Genomic DNA, 15,562 nt, shown 5'->3' on the forward strand with positions numbered 1-15,562 from the left:
GGCCCCGCTGGAGAACGTACGACGTCAGACGGTGTCGCCGTCGCGCTCGGAGAGTCCGCCCCATCCCAGCTTGCGACGCAACCGCGTGAAGAAAGTCGTGCCGGGAAAGCGCACGATCTGCACCGGGAGGCCGGCACGGCGCACGACGAGTGTCTCCCCACCCGTGAAGGTAGTACCCACCTGCCCGTCGATCGTTACCAGAAGCTCTTCCGGCCCATCATCTGCACGCACCTTGACTTCGACCTGCGGCGGCAGCACCAGCGGGCGCATGGCCAGCGTATGTGGTGACACCGGGGTGAGCACGATGCTTTCCACGGTCGGTACCACGATGGGACCACCGGCCGAAAGCGAGTAGCCCGTGGAGCCGGTGGGCGTGGAGACTACCAGCCCGTCTGCGGAGTAGGAACCGATGGGCTCGTCGTCCACGAATACGGTGAATCGCACGACGCGCGCGAACCCGCCCTTATGCAGCACGACGTCGTTGAGGGAGCGCCAATTGCACCGCTCCGCTCCCTCACGGTCGAGCGCACACGACTCGAGTGCCATGCGCGGCTCCGACATGAAGTCGCCGCGGGCGAAGCGACGCACACCCTCCTCGAAATCGGCCCCGCTGCAGCTCGTGAGAAAGCCGAGGCGCCCGAGGTTGATGCCAAGGATGGGCACCGTGTGTCCGTCCAGCCACCGAGCACCACGCAGGAGCGTCCCATCGCCACCGAGCGTGAACAGCGCCTGCACGGAAGCGGGAGCCCCCAGGCGCTCCCCTTCTTCGGCGATGTCCCAGAGCTCGTCCTCGAACGCGAGAGTGAGCCCCAACGAGGGAGCGATGTCGAGCAGCGTCCCGAGAATGGCCGGCAGCCCCACGTACCCCCGGTGACCGATGACGCCGACTCGCATCAGCCGGCGAGTGCTTCGGAATCGCGCAATGCCCGCACGCGCTCGGCAATGCCGGCTGCATCCAGGCCAAGCGACGCGAGCTGCTTCTTGCGCGGTGCGGCGTAAATGATCTTGTCGGGCACACCGTGCACGGCCGTGCGAACGTGCGGCGATTGCCGGTGAATGATGGCGGCCATGTACGCGCCGAAACCGTTGGTGGCGACGCCTTCCTCGACCGTGAGAATGTGCGAGTGGTCGGCGAGGATGGCGGCGAGGGTGACTTCGTCGTAAGGCTTGAGGTACCGGCAATTGACCACGGTGACCTCCAGCCCCTCGGCAGCCAACGCTTCGGCAGCGGCGAGCGCCGTACCGACCATGGTTCCCACGGCGAGAATGGCCACATCACGCCCCTTGCGCAGGACTTCCCACGTTCCGTACGGAGTTGCCGCGATTTCCGACATGGCGAGAGGCACGTCGGGAGACGCGTCGCGCGGATAGCGGAAACAGAAGGGGCCCTCGGTGTGCTCCACAGCGGCCCGCAGCAGTCCGAGCATCTCCGTTCCGTCCTTGGGCGCGGCGACGGTCATGTTGGGCACGGTCAGCATGTACGGGATGTCGTACAGCCCCATGTGCGTTTCGCCGTCTTCTCCCACCAGGCCGGCACGATCCATCGCGAAGATCACGGGCAGCTTCTGCAACGCGGCGTCGTGAATGATGTTGTCGTAACCGCGCTGCAGGAACGTGGAGTAGATGGTCACCACGGGGCGGACGCCGCGCGTGGCAAGACCGGCAGCGAACGTGACGCCATGACCTTCGGCGATGCCCACATCGAAGAAGCGGGCCGGATACGCCTTGGCAAAGGGTGCCGTTCCGGTTCCGCCGGGCATCGCCGCCGTAATGACCGCCATGTCCGGACGTTCCGCACCGAGCTCGACCAGGCCCTTGCCGAACACCGCCGTATAGGCCGGGTTGCCGGCCGACACGGTGAGCTGCTTGCCCGTGGACGGATCGTGCCCGGGCGGCAGTGCATGCCACTTTTCGCCGTGCTCCCCGGCCGGGAACCCCTTGCCCTTCTGGGTGATGACGTGCACGAGGCGCGGCGTGTTCATGTCCCGCACCGCCGCGAAGGTGTCCATGAGCGCGTCGATGTCGTGTCCGTCGATGGGGCCGAAGTACCGGAACCCGAGTTCCTCGAACAGCACGCCGGGCGTGAGGAACGACTTCACGCTCTCTTCCCACTTCCGCAACAACGTGCCGGCCGACTGGAACGGTTGCGGAGCGTGGTCCACCAGTTCCCCGATGCGCGAACGCAGTCGGTTGTAGAGCGGATTGCGCTGGATGCTGGTGAGATACTTGTGCATCGCTCCCACGTTCGGCGCGATGGACATCTCGTTGTCATTCAGGACGACGATGATGTCGCGCTCGGAGTGGCCGGCGTTGTTGAGCCCTTCGTAGGCGAGCCCCGATCCGAGCGACCCGTCGCCGATGACGGCCACGGCCTTGAACGATTCCCCCATCACGTCGCGGCCCGCGGCCATGCCGAGCGCCGCCGAAATGGCGGTAGCAGCGTGCCCGGCGCCGAACGCGTCGTACTCGCTCTCCGTGCGCTTGAGGAAGCCCGACAGGCCGCCCTCCTGACGCAGCGTCTCCATGCGATCGTTGCGCCCGGTGAGCAGCTTGTGCGGATATCCCTGGTGGCCGACGTCCCACACGATCTGGTCGGTCGGCGTGTCGAAGACGGCATGCAGCGCGACGGTGAGTTCGACCACGCCGAGTCCGGCGCCAATGTGTCCGCCGGTGCGCGAGCACACATCGATCAGCCGATCACGAATGTCCTGCGAGAGCGTACGCAGTTCATCGCGGGACAGGCGACGCACGTCGGCTGGAGACTGGATGCCTTCGAGTAGGGACATGGGAGACTGGGAAGTATGCGAGAACCGCGGTCAGGCGAGAACAGAATGCGGGAAAGCGCGACGGGCGCGACGGTCACGACCGACGTTCGACGATGTAGCGGGCCAACTGTTCGAGCGTGGGCGTCAGCAATCCCTCGTACTGAAGCGCCGCGCACCCGTCCTCGACCAACGCAACGGCCCGTTCAATCGCTCCCTCGACGCCGAGAAGGGCGGGATAGGTGCTCTTGTTGAGGTCGAGATCACGAGCCGCCGTCTTGCCGAGCTGATCCGTCGTCGCGGTGATGTCGAGCACGTCATCCGCGATCTGGAACGCGAGGCCGATCGCGGCCCCATAGCGGGCGAGTGCTGCCCGGCGCCCGGACGGGGCGAGCGCAGCGCGGGCCCCCAGCGTGACCGACGCCATGATCAGCGCACCAGTCTTGAGACGGTGCACCCGCTCGAGCGACTCGAGCGTAAGCTGCACCCCTTCGCCCTCGAGGTCGAGCAACTGGCCCCCGATCATGCCCCCCGCACCGGAGGCGCCCATCAGATCGCGCACAATGTCCGCCGCGGTCTCGTCGCCGAGCCCCATGGCCTTGGCCGCGTGCCAGGCGCAGCGCGCGGCAAGCGGCACCATCGCCAATCCGGCGGCGGTCGCCACGGGCACCCCGTACACACGATGCACCGTGGGCCGACCGCGACGGACATCGTCATCGTCCATGCAAGGCAGGTCGTCGTGGACGAGCGAGTACGCGTGCACAACTTCTACCGAGGCGGCCAGATCCAGCGCGTCGCCCGTACCGCCGCACGCACGATAGGCCTCGAGCAAGAGCACGGCCCGCAGGCGCTTGCCTTCGCCGAGGAGTGCGTAACGAATGGCCTCCGCGGTCAGAGGCGCGACGTCCTCCAACCAGCGCGCGCAGAAACCGTCGAGGGCCCGTTGCACGGCGACGCGTTCGGCCGCAAAGCTGCGGGACGTGTCTTCGGATATGCCCGGGCCTCCTGCCGCAGTCATTGACGTCACGCCCCCAAATCGACGACCGAGAACGAGCCATCGGCCGCTTCGACCAGCTGCTGCACCCTCGCGTCCACGGCTTTCAGCGCGGAACCGGCGCTGCGCAGAAGCCCGATTCCCTCCTCGAACAGGCGGAGCGCCTGCTCCAGATCCAGATCGTTCCGTTCGAGCACGCGCACGATGTCCTCGAGGCGCGCCAGTGACTGCTCGAAGGGAAGCTCGGTCATGACAGGGGAGTGTTGGGTGTCGCGATGTGCAAGCGGTCGGCGGAGTCCGGGCCGTCGGGCAGTGTTCGTACCGCGTTGGCCGTGGCGGCGACGATTCCATCGCGCAGCCACAAGTCGAACGCCGTTCCCGGCACGAATTGCTCCCGACTGCTCAAAGTAGCGCCCCCGGGCGTTCGCGCTACCGCAAAACCGCGCGCCAGGGTGTTGAGCGGAGACAGGGCATCCAGCTGGCCGGCCAACCGCTCCAGCTGGCTGTGCCGACGCTCCACCACCCGCTGTGCTGCCAGACTTAGGCGTTTACGCACCTGCTGGAGCGCCGAAACCGCACGCTCTTCCCGGCGCGTGGCCGCCGCGGCAAGCCGTTTCGCCAACGCGTCGACCCGCGCGACCAGCTCCCGGCGCGACGGCACCGCGAGTTCGGCCGCCGCTGAGGGAGTGGCGGCCCGTACGTCGGCCACGAGATCGCACATGCTGATGTCGGTTTCGTGGCCCACGGCCGACACGGTTGGAATGGGGCACGCGGCCAGCGCACGCGCCACCCGCTCGTCGTTGAACGCCCAGAGGTCCTCGCGCGATCCGCCACCACGCCCGATGATCAGGAGATCGGCGCCGCCCCATTGCTCCAACTGGGCCAGTGCCGCCACCAGCGATTCCGGCGCCCCCTCCCCCTGCACCTTCGCCGGAATGATCACCAACGCGACATCGGCACTGCGATTTCGGGTCACCGTGATGATATCGTGCATCGCCGCGCCGTCGGGGCTGGTAATCACGGCAATCCGACGAGGAAAGGTGGGCAGGGGACGCTTGCGCGCCGGATCGAGCAGGCCGTCCTTCTCGAGCCGAGCGCGGGTTTGCTCGAGTGCCTTGCGCCACAATCCGTCGCCGGCCGCCTCGAGCGCCCGGACGGAGAATTGCAGATCCCCGCGCACCGGCCATACCGTCATCTGTCCCAGGGCGCTGACCAGCATGCCATCATCGGGAGGTGCCGGGATGCGGCGTGTGGCCGAGGACCAGATCACGCAGTTGATCTGCGCCTGCTCATCCTTCAGCGAGAAATACCAGTGCCCGTTGCGGTGCGCCTTGAAGTTGCTCACCTCACCCCGAACCCAAAGCGCCGGGAACGCGCCTTCGATGAGGTCCCTGGCCGCCGTCGTGAGTGTCTGCACCGCGATGGCCGACTCCGGAGAACTGCCGGGCGAGACGTCGGCGCCCGCCGTCGATCGGTACCCGCTGGCGCGACCTGTCGCCATCGTCAGCGGAGCCTCACGGTGCGGTCGCGGCCACCGTGCGCTCGGCGGCGCGCACCGTGTTCCGCAGCAGCATGGCAATGGTCATCGGACCAACGCCGCCGGGGACCGGCGTAATCTTCGAGGCCACTTCCACGGCACTCTCGAAGTGCACATCGCCGCACAGGCGCGTCCCCTTGCTCGTGCTGGGGTCGGGCTTGGTGTTCATTCCCACATCGATCACGACGGCTCCAGGCTTGATCATGTCCCCCGTGATCATCTCGGCGCGACCAATGGCCGCAATGAGAATGTCCGCACGCTTCGTATGAGCGGCCAGATCCACGGTGCGGCTGTGGCACACGGTTACCGTCGCGTCCCCACCAGCCCGGCCCTGCACCAGCAGCGCTGCCATGGGCTTCCCCACGATGTTGCTGCGTCCCACGATCACCGCTTCCGCCCCGCGCGTCTCGACGCCACTGCGGACCAGCAATTCGATTACCCCTGCCGGCGTGCACGAGACAAACCCGTCGGTGTGGCCGATGAGCAGCTTGCCCACGTTGACCGGATGAAACCCGTCGACATCCTTTTCGGGCAGGATGTGCCGGATCACCGTGTCGGGGTCGATGTGCGACGGCAGCGGCATCTGCACCAGGATGCCGTGTACACCGGCGTCCGCATTGAGCCGCTCGACCAGCGCCAGCAATTCCGCCTGCGTGGTGCTGGCCGGCAACCGGAGTGTCTCGCCGCGCATGCCCGCCGCCTTCGAGGCCTTCTCCTTGGCCCCCACGTACGTGGCGCTGGCAGTGTTGTCTCCCACAAGCACCACGGTCAGCCCCGGGACCACCCCACGCGCCGCCAAGGCGGCGACATCGGCCGCCACCTCCAGACGAATCACTTCGGCAATTGCCTTGCCGTCGATCAGCTCAGCGCGCAAAGTCCACCGCCCGGCTTTCGCGAATGACCACGACCTTGATCTGGCCCGGGTACTGCAATTCCGACTCGATACGGCGCGCGATTTCTTCGCTTATGGCCGTCATGCGGGCATCGTCAACCAGCTCGGGCGTCACGACCACACGCACCTCACGTCCAGCCTGAATGGCGAACACGCGCTCCACCCCCCGGTAACTCGCCGCAATGCGTTCGAGCCCTTCGAGCCGCTTGACATAGGTCTCGAAGGCTTCCCGGCGGGCGCCGGGGCGTGAGCCCGAGATCCCGTCGGCCGCCTGGACCAGAACCGAGACTTCGCTTTCGTGCGGCACATCATCGTGGTGTGCCGCGATGCAGTTGACCACGAGCGGGTTCTCACCGTACTTGGTGGCGACCTCCACCCCGAGCTGCACGTGCGTGCCCTCATGCTCATGCGTGAGCACCTTGCCGATGTCGTGCAGCAGCGCGCCCCGCTTTGCCAGCTGGACATCAAGTCCCAGCTCGGCGGCCATCATCCCCGCCAGCCACGCCACCTCCTTGCTGTGCGCGAGGATGTTCTGCCCGTAGCTGGTGCGCCACCGCATGCGCCCGATGAGCTTGACGAGCTCCGGATGGAGGCCGGCCACCCCGACATCATAGGCCGCCTGCTCACCCGTTTCGATGATGGCGGCTTCGACCTCCTTGCGCGCCTTCACCACCACTTCTTCGATGCGCCCGGGATGAATACGGCCGTCGCTCACCAGCTTCTCCAGCGCCAGCCGCGCGGTCTCGCGGCGTACCGGATCGAAGCAGGACACGACCACGGTGTCCGGCGTATCGTCGATGATAACGTCCACACCGGTGGCCAACTCGAACGCGCGGATGTTGCGCCCCTCCCGGCCGATGATGCGCCCCTTCATTTCATCGTTCGGCAGCGACACCGCCGACACCGTACTCTCGGCCGTTGTCTCGGCGGCAACGCGCTGGACGGCCAGCGCCACGATCTTCTTGGCTTCCCGCTCGGCGTTGCGCTTGGCCGTTTCGCGAATCTCGCGCAGGCGGCTGGCAGCATCGGCCATGGCCTCGTCTTCGAGTCGCCGCACGAGCTCAGCCTTCGCTTGCTCGGCACTCAGCCCGGCGAGTTGCTCGAGCCGCCGTCGTTCCTCGCCGACCAGGCGCTCCAACTCCTGTTCACGGGCCGTGGTGGCCTGCTCACGCCCAACGCACTCCTGTGCACGGCGCTGCACCTCTTGCTCCCGCCCCTCCAGCGACTCGCGGGCACGGTCAACCTGCGCCTCGCGATCCTGCACACGCTTTTCCTCACGCTCGATGTCACCGCGACGCTGACGAAGGTCCTGCTCGAGGGACTCGCGCAGCTGAAGCACTTCTTCACGTCCCGCCACGGCGGCACTCTTGCGAATCGTCTCCGCTTCCCGACGTGCTTCGTCGAGAATGCGGGTGGCTGTGTCTTCCGCCGTGGCCTTGGCGCGCTGCTGGGCAGCGACCTCGATGGCACGCCCGGACCGCCGTCCGAACACGAAGCCAAGGACGGCCGCGACAACGCCCGCCGCGCCCAGGAGCGCTGCAAGTGGGAATTCTCCCATGGGGATCTATACTCCACCGCGCGCCGCGCGGGTTGGATCGTGAGCCGCTCACTCTATCGGTCTGCAGCGTCGACGCCGGCAGGTCGGCGAGGTCGCGCGACCACGCGCGCACCTCGGCCTGCCCGGCTTCATCGAGCGCCACTTCCCAGATAGTACGGGAGGGCCGAAGGGCCCGCAACAGGCCCACCCGCTAGGCGGCCCCCGGTTCCTCGCCGCGCTTGGCAGGGGGCAGCAGCGGCCGGATATCGGAGGCCAGCTGGCGTAGATCAGCGGTCAATCCATCGATCGCCGACCGTTCCCGAAAGAGTTCGTCGGTCAACTGCAGCGCAGCCAGAATGGCCGCCTTGTGGGTCTCCATGGTCGAGCTGCCGCTGAGAATGGTGCGAATCGTCCGATCCACATGCTCCGCCACCAGGCGGGTATGTTCGGGCGAGGCCTCTGTTCGCAACGTGTACTCCTCGCCCATGATGCGAACCTTGACCACCGATTTGGGCTCGATCATCGGTCGGCCCCCAGTCCGATCTGCTGGCGCAGGAATCGCACCTTTTCGCTCAGCTGCGTCGCCTTCTCGCGCGCCTCCCCAAGCCGGGCCTTCAGTCGCTCATTTTCGCGGGCAAGCTCCTGGTCTCTCGCCTCGGGGGTGGCCTTGGCCGATAGCTCGGCAACGGCGGCCTGCACGCGCTGCACCTCCCCGCGGGCGGCCGCGAGTTGTGCCTCGAGCGTTTTCGCCTGCACCACCGCCGCGTCCCGGGATGCCTGGGTGTCCTCCATCTGCTGGCGCACCTCGTCCAGCTTGCCGGTCATGCCGGCCAGGATCTGCTCGAGTTCGCGGGTACGCGACTCCGCTGCCAGTGCCCGACGGCGGAATCCCGCCAACTGGTCACTGAGGTTGCGGACGAGCGTGTCCAGCTCGCGAAACGCGGCGGTCTCAGGTCGCACGCGGACGGACCCCCAGGTCCTTTTCGAGCAGCTCCAGCAGACGGGCCCGTCGCCCTTCGATCTCCTTGTCGCGCAGCGTGCGCTCCGGATGCCGCCAGGTCAGCCGCCACGCCAGACTGCGCATACCGGCCGGAATGCCCGCACCGCGGAACTCATCGAAGAGCTGCACCTGCTCCAGCAATTCGCCTCCTGCCGTGACGATGGCGTGCTCGACCGTCGCCGCCGCCAGGGCATCGGGGACCAGCAAGGCCACGTCGAACTCGGCGGCTGGTGTCGTGGGAAGCGGTGACACACGAACCGTGATGGTGGCGCCACCCTCCCGCTCGGCGGGGGCATGCGCGTGCGTGCCATGCGGAGCCACATCCTCGGAGGAGAGCACCCCGAGGGACAGTTCCACGCCCCAGGCCTCGGTCGCCCACGCGGGACGATCGAGCGTGACCGCCTGCACCATACCAACGGTGCCGCGCCCATCGACCTCCACCTGCCAGGCGGGCGTTCCCTCTACCGCCACCATGCGCACCGTACGCCCGGGGAAGGCGGCACGCGCTGCGCTCTCGGCCAACGCCTTCGCGTCCCAGGCGTCGAAGGCGGGCGGCGCCGGCTCGGTGAAGTGCGCCGGACGGCGCGTGCCCATGAGCAGCGCCCCCATACGTAGCTCCTCCCGCGGCAGTCGGGCGGCTCGAGGCAGAAACACGTTGCCGATTTCAAAGAGGCGCAGGTTACCCTGCATGCGCGACAGGTTGTACTCGGCCCGACGGGCCAGCGTGTCGAGGATCGATGCCCGAAGAAACGGCTCATCCTCCGCCAGCGGATTGCGAACCCGCGGCGACGCCTCGTCACCCGTGGCGGTGAAGGGCATGGGTCGGGCTTCGGCAAGCCCCGCGGCCACGAGCACATCGCGCACCCGACGAGAGGCGAGGTGCATCGGATGATCCGGCGCCGATCCGGGTCGGAACGGTCGCAACTCGTCCGGGAGCGCGTCAAACCCCACCAGCCGAGCCACTTCCTCGATCAGGTCCACCTCGAGCAGCAGATCATGCCGCCACGACGGCGGCTGGACGGCGAGCGTGTCACCATCGCCGGCGACGATGCACCCGAGCGCTTCGAGATGCCGCGTGATCTCGGTAACCGGAACGGTCATGCCAAGGAGGCGTGCCAGCCTGGCGGGACGCAGCGACACTGCCGCTCTCGCGACTGGTGCCGCTCCCACGTCGAGCACCTCGACGACCTCACCACCGGCCACCTGCGTGATGAGCGCCGCCGCCAAACGGGCCACGTCCTGGGTGTTGCCCGCGTCGATGCCTCGCTCGTAGCGATAGCTGGCATCGGTATTGAGCCCCACCGCCTTGCGAACTGCCCGCACGAACCGCGGCTCGAAGACCGCGACTTCGAGCAGGACGTCGGTCGTGGATGCGGTGACTTCGCTGCGCTGTCCACCCATGACGCCGGCAAGTGCCACCGGCGCGTCCGCATCGCAGATGCAGACGGTATCCGTCGCCAGCGGGCGATCGGTGCCGTCCAGCGTGACGATACGCTCTTCAGCGCGCGTGGCGCGCACCACGATCTGGCGCTCCGCCAGCGTGGCCAGGTCAAAGGCGTGCACCGGCTGTCCGAAACCGTGCAGCACGTAGTTGGTGGCGTCGACGATGTTGCTGATGCTCCGGGCACCGATCGCCTCGAGGCGCTGCGTGAGCCAAGCGGGGCTTGGCCCCACCGAGACGCCCTTGATGATCACGGCCACATAGCGCGGGCAGGCGCGTGCGTCCTCCACACGCACCGCGGCGTACTCCCCCTGCACCGCCGCGACTCCCGTCTTGGCGACAAGCGACGACGGGGGGGCGCTCAGCTCTGCCGGCACCGCGCCCAGCGGTACCCCGGTAATGGCACTCACTTCGCGCGCCACGCCAAGGTGCGACAGCAGGTCGGGACGATTCGGCAGCACATCGAGATCGAGGCGGGCATCGGCGAGGGCCAGCACGTCGAGCAGCGGAGAACCGGGCGCCGCCTCCGTATCGAGCGTCAGGATGCCGTTGTGCTCGTCACCCAGCCCCAGTTCGCGGGCCGAGCACAGCATGCCGTTCGACGTTTCGCCCCGGATCTTTCGCTTCTCGATCTTGAGCCCTCCGGGCATGACCGTGCCGGAGCGCGCGAAGGGATACTTGTGCCCTGCCACCACGTTGGGCGCGCCGCAGACCACGTCGAGGAGGGTGCCGCTGCCATCATCGACCTTGGTGACCCACAGATGATCGGAATTGGGGTGCCGACCGGCCTCGACCACCTGCGCCACCACGAACGCCGAGAGATGCGCCCCCAGCATTTCGATGCGGTCGAGGGTGACGCAATGACGGCTGAGGGTCTCGCCGACGTCCGGGGCGGAGAGTTCGTGCGCGACGAACTGCTTGATCCACTCGTGCGAAACGATCATCGAGCAAACTGCTCCAGAAAGCGGATGTCGGAATCGTACAGCGTACGGATGTCGTTGACGCCATAGCGCGACATGGCGATGCGGGCAGGCCCCATGCCGAATGCCCACCCGGTGAAGCGTTCACTGTCCACCCCGGCCGCATCGAGGACGTTGGGGTGCACCATGCCGCATCCCAGGATTTCCACCCAACGCAGCCCCTTGCCGTCACCGAGATCGACCTCGACATCCATTTGGGCGCCAGGTTCGACAAACGGAAAGTACGACGGGCCAAAGCGCACACGCCGCGTGGCCCCGTAGAAGCGCCGCGCGAACTCTGCGAGCGTCGCCTTGAGATCGACAAAGCTGATGCCCTCGTCAACGGCGAGTCCTTCGAGCTGCATGAAGGCAGGGGCGTGAGTGGCATCGAAGAAATCGCGGCGATACACCTGCCCGGGTGCCAGCACGCGCACCGGCGGCGCGAAGCGCTGCAACGTCCGCACCTGCACGGGCGACGTGTGCGTGCGCAACAGGGTGTCGTCCCCAAGATAGAGCGTATCGTGCAGCTCCATCGCCGGATGGTCGGGGGGAAAGTTGAGCGCACCGAAATTGTACCATTCCGTTTCGGCTTCGGGGCCGAGGGCCACGGTGAAGCCCAGCTCGCGGAAGATGTCGCAAATCTCGTCAATGACCAGCGTGACCGGATGCAGCGATCCGCGCCATGGGAGACGGGCCGGCATGGATCCGTCGAAGAACGCGCCCGCGCCCCGCGCTGTCATTTGTGCCGCAAAGCCGTCGAGGGCGTCCTGAATGGACGACTTGAGCGCGTTGAAGGCGGCGCCTGCGGTCCGCCGATCCTCGGCCGGCAGGGCGCGCAGCGCCGCTTGCAGCGCCTCGAGGCGCTGGTCCTTGAGCGCGTTGAGCTGGCCCTTGGCGACGTCGAGCCGCGTGCCGGGCTCGAGCCCGTCGAGCAGCGCGCGGCACTCCTGCGCGAGGGCGTCGGCCTGGGCGAGGTAATCGGAGATGATCACGACAGGAATGGGAAACGGGAGCACGAAGGGCCGGCATCTTTCGACGCCGGCCCTTCAATTTAACGCGCACGGCCCAGCGTGTGGCGTGCCGAGTGTGAAGCGGCGTGCTTACGCGGCGGCCTTGGCTTCCAGGGCCTTACGCGCCTGTTCGGCGATTGCGGCGAACGCCTCGGGCTCACGCACGGCGAGATCGGCGAGCACCTTGCGATCGACTTCGAGGCCGGCTGCATGCAGGCCACTGATGAAGGCGCTGTACGACATGTCGTGCAGGCGCGCCGCCGCGTTGATACGAATGATCCACAAACGGCGGAAGTCGCGCTTCTTGTTCTTGCGGTCGCGGTACGCGTAGCGCCAGCCGCGCTCCACGGTTTCCTTGGCGGCCTTCCACAACTTCGAGCGGCCACCGAAGGCGCCCTTGGCGTGCTTGAGGATCTGCTTCTTGCGCTTGAGACGAACGACGTTGGACTTGACGCGTGGCATAGTGGAAGTTCCTCAGGCCAGGATGAGACGCTTGATGCGCTTGACTTCGCCGTTCGTTTCGACGATCGCCGGGCGACGGAGATTGCGCTTCCGCTTGGCGTCCTTCTTGGTCAGGATGTGGCTCTTGTACGCCTTCAGGCGCCGCACCTTCCCCGATCCCGTCACGGAGAAGCGCTTCTTGGCGCCGCTGTGGGTCTTCATCTTCGGCATGATTTGCTCACGTCAGCGGTCAACCGCCACCATGTGGGGCGGTGTGTTCTCGAATCAGGCGCCGATCACCGGCCGGTGATCATTTCGGCGCGAGAATCATCGTCATCGACTTCCCTTCCATGGTGGGGGCGCTCTCGACCTTCGCGAGGTCGGCGAGTTCCTGCGAGACCCGTTCGACCACCGCCTTGCCCAGCTCGGGGTGGGCGATCTGACGGCCGCGGAACATGAGCGTCACCTTCACCTTGTTGCCCTCTTCGAGGAAGCGCCGCGCATGGCGGGTCTTCGTGTCGAAGTCGTGATCGTCGATCCCAGGGCGGTACTTGACCTCCTTGAGATGGATCACGTGCTGCTTCTTCTTCGCGAGTCGGGCTTGCTTGGCCTGTTCGAACTTGAACTTGCCGTAGTCCATGATGCGGACCACGGGAGGCCGAGCCGCCGCCGCCACTTCAACGAGATCGAGCCCAAGCTCCTGCGCCATGGACAGTGCGGCGTCCACTTCGAGGATTCCCAGCTGGCTGCCATCGGCACCGATCACGCGGACAGGACTGATCCGGATTTGCCGGTTCACCCGTGGCGGACGCTTCGTCGAATCCTGAATAGTGCGTACTCCGGTAGAAGAAACAGAAACGCGGACCCCGATTTGGAGCCCGCGTCGATCACGCCCATAAGCAAAGACGCGCGCACCTCGCGTGCACGTGCCTTGCCGGCCGTTCCGATGGACTCCAGCAGCACACCTCGCCGAGCCGATGCCGGAAACGAGGGCCGAAGGGTGGGAGCGGCATCGATGCCGATCCGCTTCTCGAATGTGTGGTGCAACAACAACAGGTGAAAGCTAGACAGGCCGCGGCGAAGGTCAACCCCCCGCCCCTCAGCCTGCCGCGACCAGGTGGTACGACTTGCCGTCGTGGGCCAAACGCCCGAAACCCACGTGGGCGTCATGCTCGAATACCAGCAACCACTCTTCGCGCAGCGCCTGGGCCAATAGCGCCCGCTTGGACTCGAGTGTCACCAGCGGCTCCACATCGTACCCCATAATCCACGGCAGTGGCAGGTGATGGCTTGTGGGGATCAGGTCACCCAGAAAGCACAGCGTCTCCCCACCTGATCGGATGATCACGCTCTGATGGTGCGGCGTATGCCCGGGGGTCGGACGCACGGTGATGCCGGGCCGCACCTCCTGCTCCCCCCGCACGACGTCGAGCTGCCCGGCAACCACCACGGGATGCCAGTTGGCGGGGAAATAGCTCGCGGCCGTGCGCTCGTTTGTGTGCTCGGCATAGTCGAGCTCGCCCGCCTGCACGAGGTAGCGCGCCCTGCGAAACGTCGGCAGCACCTCACCGGACGGCGCGCGCCAGCTGTTGCCACCAGCATGATCGAAGTGCAGATGCGTGTTGATGACCAGCGAAACGTCGTCCGCGGTGAACCCGGCGGCGCGAAGTCCATCTTCGAGGGCGGTCCGATCGTCTTCCCCCCGGTTCTCGACACCGTAGATGTCGTGGAACTTGGCGTTTTCCTTGTTCCCCAATCCGGTATCGAGCAGCAACAGCCCGTCATCGTGTTCGATGAGCAGGCAGCGCATCCCCAGCGGGATACGGTTCTTCTCATCCGCCTCCAGACGCCGCGACCAGAGCGTCTTGGGAACCACACCGAACATGGCCCCGCCGTCGAGTTGCTGCCCGCCCGCCTGGATGGCGTGTACGGTCAGACGGCCGACGGTGCGCGTTTCGAGCAGGGGCGCGGGAAACCCCGCGGGTAACCGGTCGTTCACGCGATGTTGTCCTCACTGGCAGGAAGCGGAAAGGCACGGCGGCGGCGATCCCGGGCAGAGACAGCGCGGCGTACCGACGACGGGGCGAGCAGCTGCTCCAGATCGTGCCACGTGTGATACCCCTCCTGTTCCGCAACACGCAGCATGCGGCAGAGGGCATGCGCCGTGGCCAGGGCGTCGCCGGCGGCGCGGTGGCGCGCCTCGATCTCGATGCCGAAGTAGCGCGTAAGGTGATCAAGCGACCGTCTTGGCAGGTCGGGGAGCAGCTTGCGCGCGAGTCGCACGGTACAGAGGCGGGGCCCGGACAGCACGTGCCCGGCCCCCCGGCGCAACTCCTCCCCCACGAAACGCCAGTCGAAGGCGGCGTTGTGCGCCACGAACACCGCCCCGGCGAGACGCTCCATCACCAGGGGGGCAATCTCGGCGAACGGCGGCTGATCGCGCACCATGTCCCAGCTGATCTGCGTCAACGCCGTAATATACGGGGGAATGGGCCGACCTGGGTTGACGAGCCGACTGAACACCTCGGCCACGTCCCCGCCCCGCACCTGTACGATGGCGATCTCGGTAATGCGGTCGCCGCTCGCGGCCTGCGTGCCGGTGGTTTCCACATCGACGACCGCAAAGGCGATGTCCGCGAGCCGAGGCGCGGCGGGACTCGCCCCTGCCCCAGGAGCGCTCCCGTGCGCTGACAGCGCCCAGTGACCGCTGGGGAGCCGCTGAAACTCGGGCTTGCCGCCAAGAAGAGCCAGGGCCATCCGCTCGGCTGCCTCAGGGTGCAGCCGCTGCACCTGACAGACCCGACACATGAGCGTCACCACGTCGAGCGGCCCTGCCGCCAGCAGATGCCCGGCACGCGCAGAGAGCGTGGTGGGGCGCGGCGCAACCGTCGCGCCGAATGGGGGGAGAGGGGCACTCACCGGCACAAGATAGCAACAGGACCACGTGCCCCGCTGGTTTTGGTGCGGGCGACCTCCTACGTTTCCCCTA

At 67.0% G+C, this 15,562-nt stretch carries 16 protein-coding genes; all 16 read right to left on the minus strand.

Going from position 1 to position 15,562, the window contains the following annotated elements:
- Positions 1–24: 24 nt before the first annotated feature.
- A complete protein-coding gene (locus O9271_RS13575) occupies positions 25–894 on the minus strand; it encodes an NAD(+)/NADH kinase (protein WP_298270653.1) in 870 nt (289 codons plus the stop codon).
- A complete protein-coding gene (dxs, locus tag O9271_RS13580) occupies positions 894–2,786 on the minus strand; it encodes a 1-deoxy-D-xylulose-5-phosphate synthase (RefSeq protein WP_298270656.1) in 1,893 nt (630 codons plus the stop codon). Before dxs ends, O9271_RS13575 begins: the two co-directional genes overlap by 1 nt.
- Before the next feature lie 73 nt (positions 2,787–2,859).
- On the minus strand, positions 2,860–3,780 hold the full coding sequence (locus O9271_RS13585) for a polyprenyl synthetase family protein (RefSeq protein ID WP_298270888.1): 921 nt from the start codon (positions 3,778–3,780) through the stop codon (positions 2,860–2,862).
- 5 nt (positions 3,781–3,785) lie between these two features.
- Positions 3,786–4,007 (minus strand): exodeoxyribonuclease VII small subunit, encoded by a 222-nt coding sequence (xseB, locus tag O9271_RS13590; RefSeq protein ID WP_298270658.1) that lies wholly within the window; start codon positions 4,005–4,007, stop codon positions 3,786–3,788.
- Positions 4,004–5,257 carry an exodeoxyribonuclease VII large subunit gene (gene xseA, locus O9271_RS13595; RefSeq protein WP_298270662.1) on the minus strand — a complete coding sequence of 418 codons (1,254 nt, stop codon included), beginning with the start codon at positions 5,255–5,257 and terminating at the stop codon, positions 4,004–4,006. Before xseA ends, xseB begins: the two co-directional genes overlap by 4 nt.
- A gap of 13 nt (positions 5,258–5,270) precedes the next feature.
- On the minus strand, positions 5,271–6,167 hold the full coding sequence (locus O9271_RS13600) for a bifunctional 5,10-methylenetetrahydrofolate dehydrogenase/5,10-methenyltetrahydrofolate cyclohydrolase (RefSeq protein WP_298270664.1): 897 nt from the start codon (positions 6,165–6,167) through the stop codon (positions 5,271–5,273).
- Positions 6,157–7,743, minus strand: a complete 1,587-nt coding sequence (gene rny, locus O9271_RS13605) for a ribonuclease Y (protein WP_298270666.1) — start codon at positions 7,741–7,743, stop codon at positions 6,157–6,159. The genes O9271_RS13600 and rny overlap by 11 nt, the downstream gene beginning before the upstream one ends.
- 190 nt (positions 7,744–7,933) lie before the next feature.
- Positions 7,934–8,245 (minus strand): cell division protein ZapA, encoded by a 312-nt coding sequence (locus O9271_RS13610; protein ID WP_298270668.1) that lies wholly within the window; start codon positions 8,243–8,245, stop codon positions 7,934–7,936.
- Positions 8,242–8,682 (minus strand): hypothetical protein, encoded by a 441-nt coding sequence (locus O9271_RS13615; protein ID WP_298270671.1) that lies wholly within the window; start codon positions 8,680–8,682, stop codon positions 8,242–8,244. The genes O9271_RS13610 and O9271_RS13615 overlap by 4 nt, the downstream gene beginning before the upstream one ends.
- Positions 8,672–11,107, minus strand: a complete 2,436-nt coding sequence (gene pheT / locus O9271_RS13620; protein ID WP_298270674.1) for a phenylalanine--tRNA ligase subunit beta — start codon at positions 11,105–11,107, stop codon at positions 8,672–8,674. Before pheT ends, O9271_RS13615 begins: the two co-directional genes overlap by 11 nt.
- Complete coding sequence (pheS, locus tag O9271_RS13625; protein WP_298270677.1) at positions 11,104–12,114, minus strand: phenylalanine--tRNA ligase subunit alpha; 1,011 nt, start codon at positions 12,112–12,114, stop codon at positions 11,104–11,106. The genes pheT and pheS overlap by 4 nt, the downstream gene beginning before the upstream one ends.
- A 108-nt stretch (positions 12,115–12,222) precedes the next feature.
- A complete protein-coding gene (rplT, locus tag O9271_RS13630) occupies positions 12,223–12,594 on the minus strand; it encodes a 50S ribosomal protein L20 (RefSeq protein ID WP_291261044.1) in 372 nt (123 codons plus the stop codon).
- A gap of 12 nt (positions 12,595–12,606) precedes the next feature.
- Positions 12,607–12,804, minus strand: coding sequence for a 50S ribosomal protein L35 (gene rpmI, locus O9271_RS13635; protein WP_291266561.1), 198 nt, complete (start codon positions 12,802–12,804; stop codon positions 12,607–12,609).
- Positions 12,805–12,883: 79 nt separating this feature from the next.
- Entirely contained in the window at positions 12,884–13,444 is a 561-nt protein-coding gene (gene infC, locus O9271_RS13640) for a translation initiation factor IF-3 (RefSeq protein ID WP_343213919.1), read from the minus strand.
- A gap of 228 nt (positions 13,445–13,672) precedes the next feature.
- A complete protein-coding gene (locus tag O9271_RS13645) occupies positions 13,673–14,572 on the minus strand; it encodes an MBL fold metallo-hydrolase (protein WP_298270680.1) in 900 nt (299 codons plus the stop codon).
- A complete protein-coding gene (locus tag O9271_RS13650) occupies positions 14,569–15,492 on the minus strand; it encodes a 3'-5' exonuclease (RefSeq protein ID WP_298270683.1) in 924 nt (307 codons plus the stop codon). The genes O9271_RS13645 and O9271_RS13650 overlap by 4 nt, the downstream gene beginning before the upstream one ends.
- Positions 15,493–15,562 lie beyond the last annotated feature (70 nt).

The organism is Gemmatimonas sp. (assembly GCF_027531815.1).
Taxonomy (GTDB): domain Bacteria; phylum Gemmatimonadota; class Gemmatimonadetes; order Gemmatimonadales; family Gemmatimonadaceae; genus Gemmatimonas.

Bases quoted from the DNA above. Each gene is read 5' to 3' on its own strand.
- xseB (WP_298270658.1), bottom strand. From the start codon at position 4,007: ATGACCGAGCTTCCCTTCGAGCAGTCACTGGCGCGCCTCGAGGACATC.
- rplT (WP_291261044.1), bottom strand. From the start codon at position 12,594: ATGCCACGCGTCAAGTCCAACGTCGTTCGTCTCAAGCGCAAGAAGCAG.
- pheT (WP_298270674.1), bottom strand. From the start codon at position 11,107: ATGATCGTTTCGCACGAGTGGATCAAGCAGTTCGTCGCGCACGAACTC.
- dxs (WP_298270656.1), bottom strand. From the start codon at position 2,786: ATGTCCCTACTCGAAGGCATCCAGTCTCCAGCCGACGTGCGTCGCCTG.
- rny (WP_298270666.1), bottom strand. From the start codon at position 7,743: ATGGGAGAATTCCCACTTGCAGCGCTCCTGGGCGCGGCGGGCGTTGTC.
- O9271_RS13585 (WP_298270888.1), bottom strand. From the start codon at position 3,780: ATGACTGCGGCAGGAGGCCCGGGCATATCCGAAGACACGTCCCGCAGC.
- O9271_RS13610 (WP_298270668.1), bottom strand. From the start codon at position 8,245: ATGATCGAGCCCAAATCGGTGGTCAAGGTTCGCATCATGGGCGAGGAG.
- xseA (WP_298270662.1), bottom strand. From the start codon at position 5,257: ATGGCGACAGGTCGCGCCAGCGGGTACCGATCGACGGCGGGCGCCGAC.
- rpmI (WP_291266561.1), bottom strand. From the start codon at position 12,804: ATGCCGAAGATGAAGACCCACAGCGGCGCCAAGAAGCGCTTCTCCGTG.
- O9271_RS13575 (WP_298270653.1), bottom strand. From the start codon at position 894: ATGCGAGTCGGCGTCATCGGTCACCGGGGGTACGTGGGGCTGCCGGCC.